Raw genomic sequence first — 4,953 nt, 5'->3', positions numbered from 1 at the left:
TGTTACTTGTATTTACTCTGCTTTTTTAGCAAAGTTCTTCTCGGTTGTCCCTCTTGTCATTTTCGGTTTATTTGTTTTATTTTTTTGATGCTGCTCTCAAAATGAAAAACTTGTTCGGTTTTTTCATTTCACTGTTCTACAAAATCTTTATAATCTTTTCATGTCATTTTTAAAGAAAACATCACCACGGTGACGGCGTTAACCGCAAGGAATGGAAGATGAAGAAGATCAGATTAACCATGGCTCAGGCTCTGGTCCGTTTTCTGGACCAACAGTTTGTGAATGTAGACGGTGAAGAAATTAAGTTTGTTACCGGGATTTTTGCAATTTTCGGGCATGGCAATGTCCTGGGGCTGGGACAGGCTCTGGAGCAAGACAGTGGAAAACTGATTGTTCATCAGGGGCGTAATGAGCAGGGAATGGCGCATGCTGCTACCGGTTATGCTAAACAAAAACTGCGCCAGCAAATCTATGCCTGCTCTTCTTCAGTCGGGCCAGGCGCGGCGAATATGTTAACGGCCGCAGCCACCGCAACCGCCAATCGTATCCCTTTATTACTGCTACCCGGCGACGTTTTCGCCTCGCGCCAGCCCGATCCCGTTTTGCAGCAAATTGAACAAAGCTATGACTTAAGCATCAGTACCAACGACGCTTTCCGTACCGTCAGCAAATATTGGGACCGCATCGTGCGTCCTGAGCAACTGATGACTGCCTGTATCAGCGCAATGCGCGTATTGACCGATCCCGCCGAAACGGGTGCAGTAACGCTGTGTCTACCCCAAGACGTGCAGGGAGAGGCTTATGATTATCCAGAATATTTCTTCCAAAAACGCGTTCACCGTATCGAACGTCAACCGGTTACGGAGGGCGCATTGGCCGATGCCCTGGCCCTGATTAAGGGCAAACGTAAACCACTGATCGTTTGCGGCGGTGGGGCGAAGTATTCACAGGCCGGTGTTGCACTGCAAAAATTTGCCGAAGCCTACGGTATTCCTTTTGCTGAAACTCAGGCAGGGAAGGGAACGTTGACCTCCGAACATGCGCTGAATCTCGGCGGTATTGGTGAAACGGGAACCTTGGCAGCCAATCAGTTGGCCAAGGAGGCCGACCTTATTATAGGCGTTGGCACGCGTTACACCGATTTTACCAGCTCGTCGAAATGGATATTCCAGAATCCTGAGGTTTCATTTCTGAATATCAACGTTAATCGTTTCGATGCCTTCAAACTCGACGCCGTGCAGGTGATTGCCGATGCGCGAGCGGGACTTCAGGCACTTGATAATGCGCTGCGGGGCAGTGATTTTCGCGCGAGCTGGGGTCATAAAGTTGCCGATGTACGTGAGCAACTGATTGCCGAAACTCAGCGTGTTTATCAGGTTGATTATAGCGGTGAAGACTTTATTCCAGAAATTGACGATCACCTCGACAGAAAAGCGGTGTATGCCGAATTTGAAAAACTGACGGGTTCTCTGCTGACCCAAAGCCGCGTGCTCGGCACCTTGAATAGCTCAATTCCAAAGAATGCCGTTATAGTCGCGGCGGCTGGCAGTTTGCCGGGTGACCTGCAAAGAGTCTGGCGAACCACAGACACCAACGGTTATCACGTTGAGTACGGCTACTCCTGCATGGGCTATGAAGTGAATGCGGCTCTCGGCGTAAAAATGGCCGAACCCGAGCGCGAAGTGTATGCGTTGGTAGGCGACGGCTCATTTATGATGCTGCACTCAGAATTGGTTACCTCGATTCAGGAACACTGTAAAATCAACGTGATACTGCTCGATAACATGACCAATGGCTGCATCAATAACCTACAGATGGAACACGGTATGGACAGTTTCTTTACTGAATTCCGTTTCCGTAAAGAGGCGAGTGCCAAGCTCGACGGCGGTTTTGTGCCCGTCAACTTTGCCAAAATTGCCGAAGGCTACGGCTGCAAAACCTATTCAGTTACCACCCTCGAACAGCTGCATGAGGCTCTGGCCGATGCCAAACGTCAGACCGTATCCACACTTATCGACATCAAAGTGTTGCCAAAAACAATGATCCACAAGTATTTCAGCTGGTGGCGAGTCGGTGGCGCGATGGTTTCCGAGAGTGAGTCCGTTGATAAAGTCGCGCAGATGCTGCGAGACAATATCGATAAGGCCCGTGAATATTAATTTCGCCTGCGGTAAGACAGGTTACTGATTATCCTGCAAACAAGTTCGGAGCTGGAAATGAAAATTGCCTTTGATGTGGACGTTATCAGAGATAGAAGCATTACCGAAATGGTAAGGCAGGTTTCTGAATGGGGTTATAAATATATCGAACAGTCGCCTCATCCGCGAATCAATCCGTTTTATAAACATCCTAAAGCCGGACTGGACGTGATGAATGAGTACAAGCGCGCATTGACGCAGTACGGCGTCGAAATCTCGTCGTTTATTGTGGTCTATCGCTGGTCGGGTCCAGATAACGATCGCCGGATTGCCGCGGTGCGTAATTGGAAAAGAATGATCGAGATAGCGGTAGATATGGGCGTTGAGGTGATTAACACCGAACTATCTGGCGATCCTAATCAACCGGAAATCTGCGAAGAGCGCTGGTATCAGTCGATGGAAGAACTGCTGCCTATCATTGAGCGTGAAGGGATCCGCCTGGAGATTCAGTCTCATCCTTGGGATTTCTGCGAAGAAAACAATGAAACGGCAGATCTGGTGAAATCCCTGCGTAGCGACCATGTTAAATATCTTTACAGTGTCCCGCACACTTTCTTTTATGACAAAGGGAAGGGCGACGTGGCGAGCATGCTTGATTATGCCGGTGATGAACTGTCGCACGTGTTAATCGCTGACACCATGAATCACACCAAACACTGCCGCTATATCGTCAACCCGCCGGGCGTGGATGCGGTGGTTCATCAGCACGTCGGCATTGGAGAGGGGGAGGTAAATTTTGACGCGCTGTTTGAGAGTTTGCGCCAAATGGACTTTGCCAACCGCAAATTTAAAGTCGGTGGTGAGACAATTATCACTACCTCTTTATTCGGTTATCCTGAAAAAATGCCGTTACAGGCTGTCGCCACGCGTGAACGTATTGAGCGCGAATTACTGAATCGATAATACTCGGTTTTGCTTAATATCAGTTTCTGAAAGAGCGCTTTTGCGCTCTTTTTTATTTTCATCGTTCAAGTTATTGGAATTATTCCATCAAAAATATTCAATAATCATGCCATGTCCTGCCACTGTTCGTGTGTGACCGATGTTATATGATGTGAACAGCATATTATTTATTCGAAATAACGGGACACACGTATTATGAAAAAGATTGGATTTTTGTCTTTTGGCCACTGGACACCCTCACCGCAGTCGGGGACACGTTCTGCTGCTGACGTTCTGTTGCAATCTATCGATCTGGCCGTTGCGGCAGAAGAACTCGGTGCCGACGGCGCTTATTTTCGAGTACACCATTTCGCACGTCAGCTAAGCTCACCTTTCCCGCTGCTCGCCGCAGTGGGTGCGAGAACGAAACGCATAGAAATCGGTACGGGCGTTATCGACATGCGCTATGAAAATCCGCTGTATATGGCGGAAGATGCCAGCTCCGCCGATCTTATCTCCGGTGGTCGTTTGCAGCTTGGTATTAGCCGGGGTTCGCCTGAACAGGTTATAGACGGGTGGCGCTATTTCGGCTATCAGCCAGCCGAAGGGGAAACGGAGGCCGATATGGCACGTCGCCATACTACGGCATTCCTGGAGGTGCTCAAAGGTGAGGGTTTTGCCGAACCCAATCCGCAACCAATGTTCCCAAACCCCCCCGGATTGTTGCGCCTTGAGCCACATTCTGAGGGGCTGCGCGAACGTATTTGGTGGGGAGCAGGCTCTAATTCTACCGCGGCATGGGCCGCCAAGCTGGGCATGAATCTGCAATGTTCTACGCTAAAAGATGACGAAACCGGCGAACCTTTCCACGTTCAACAGGCCCGCCAGATCCGCGCCTATCGTGCTGCGTGGAAGGAAAGCGGCCACACCCGTGCTCCGCGCGTGTCGGTAAGTCGCAGTATTTTTGCCTTGGTCAACGACTTGGATCGGGCCTATTTTGGAAGAAGCGGTCAGGAAGGCGATAAAATTGGCTTCCTTGAAGAGAATAATCGGTCTATTTTCGGTCGCAGCTACGCCGCAGAACCTGAAAAACTGATTGCGCAGCTTAAAGAGGATCAGGCGATTGCCGAAGCGGATACGCTGTTGCTCACGGTACCTAATCAGCTGGGCGTTGATTATAACGCACATGTTATCGAGTCTATTCTTACTCATGTTGCGCCCGCTCTCGGCTGGCGCTGATTTGCCCTAGAACGATAAATACCGCTCAGAAAAGCCCGGTCTAAAAAACCGGGCTTTTAACGTTAAAGGCAACCTACCAATGCAGCGGTCTTCTTATCCAAACGTTATTATTCCGACTTAATATTTTAAAATAAGCGTAAGGGAATAGTAATGAAAACGTAATGGCCAGACAGAATGAGGCAATTAATAATGCTCCTCCATCCCAAAGTGGATAGAAATAAGCAAATGTTAGAGAGGATAAGATCAGCAAAATAGTGCGTAGAAACAGAATTCGTTTCTTTTGCGTTCTATTAATATGCGCCTTCATCATTTCTGCGCCACATTTCATGCAATGGCACGGGTCTTCTTCGCTTAATTCATTATGACAAAAAGGACATACCTTGAGGTCTGGAGTTAATGCATTGCCCATATAATGTTACCAAATTGTTGTGTTATGTAGTAAATAGTTAAAATAATATTCAAGCTAAGATAAATGAAAAAGGAGGTTGTAGGAGGACTTTTTCATGACATAGGAATATTACTAAGCCTTGCCTGTAAATGTTCAACGTGCATTTTATAATCAGTGCTTAAGCACGCTATCATAACCATTGTTCTAGCTCATTTCACTCTAAACATAGTGTAACTATATAAATAC

The 4,953-nt window shown here is 47.9% G+C and carries 3 protein-coding genes; all 3 read left to right on the top strand.

From position 1 onward, the window contains the following. Positions 1 to 218: 218 nt before the first annotated feature. The 3 genes from iolD to BS639_RS24460 all read left to right on the top strand — a co-directional run bounded on the left by iolD (position 219) and on the right by BS639_RS24460 (position 4,319). Positions 219 to 2,159 carry a 3D-(3,5/4)-trihydroxycyclohexane-1,2-dione acylhydrolase (decyclizing) gene (iolD, locus tag BS639_RS24470; RefSeq protein ID WP_084984636.1) on the top strand — a complete coding sequence of 647 codons (1,941 nt, stop codon included), beginning with the start codon at positions 219 to 221 and terminating at the stop codon, positions 2,157 to 2,159. Between the two features lie 57 nt (positions 2,160 to 2,216). Next, the gene (locus BS639_RS24465) at positions 2,217 to 3,101 is read left to right on the top strand and encodes a sugar phosphate isomerase/epimerase family protein (RefSeq protein ID WP_055779375.1); all 885 of its coding nucleotides are present in this window, start codon (positions 2,217 to 2,219) and stop codon (positions 3,099 to 3,101) included. 195 nt (positions 3,102 to 3,296) lie between these two features. Then, on the top strand, positions 3,297 to 4,319 hold the full coding sequence (locus BS639_RS24460; RefSeq protein ID WP_084984635.1) for an LLM class flavin-dependent oxidoreductase: 1,023 nt from the start codon (positions 3,297 to 3,299) through the stop codon (positions 4,317 to 4,319). Positions 4,320 to 4,953 lie beyond the last annotated feature (634 nt).

The sequence above is a fragment of the Rouxiella silvae genome, assembly GCF_002093625.1.
Taxonomy (GTDB): Bacteria; Pseudomonadota; Gammaproteobacteria; order Enterobacterales; family Enterobacteriaceae; genus Rouxiella; species Rouxiella silvae.
This window is presented reverse-complemented; position numbering and strand designations above follow the sequence as displayed.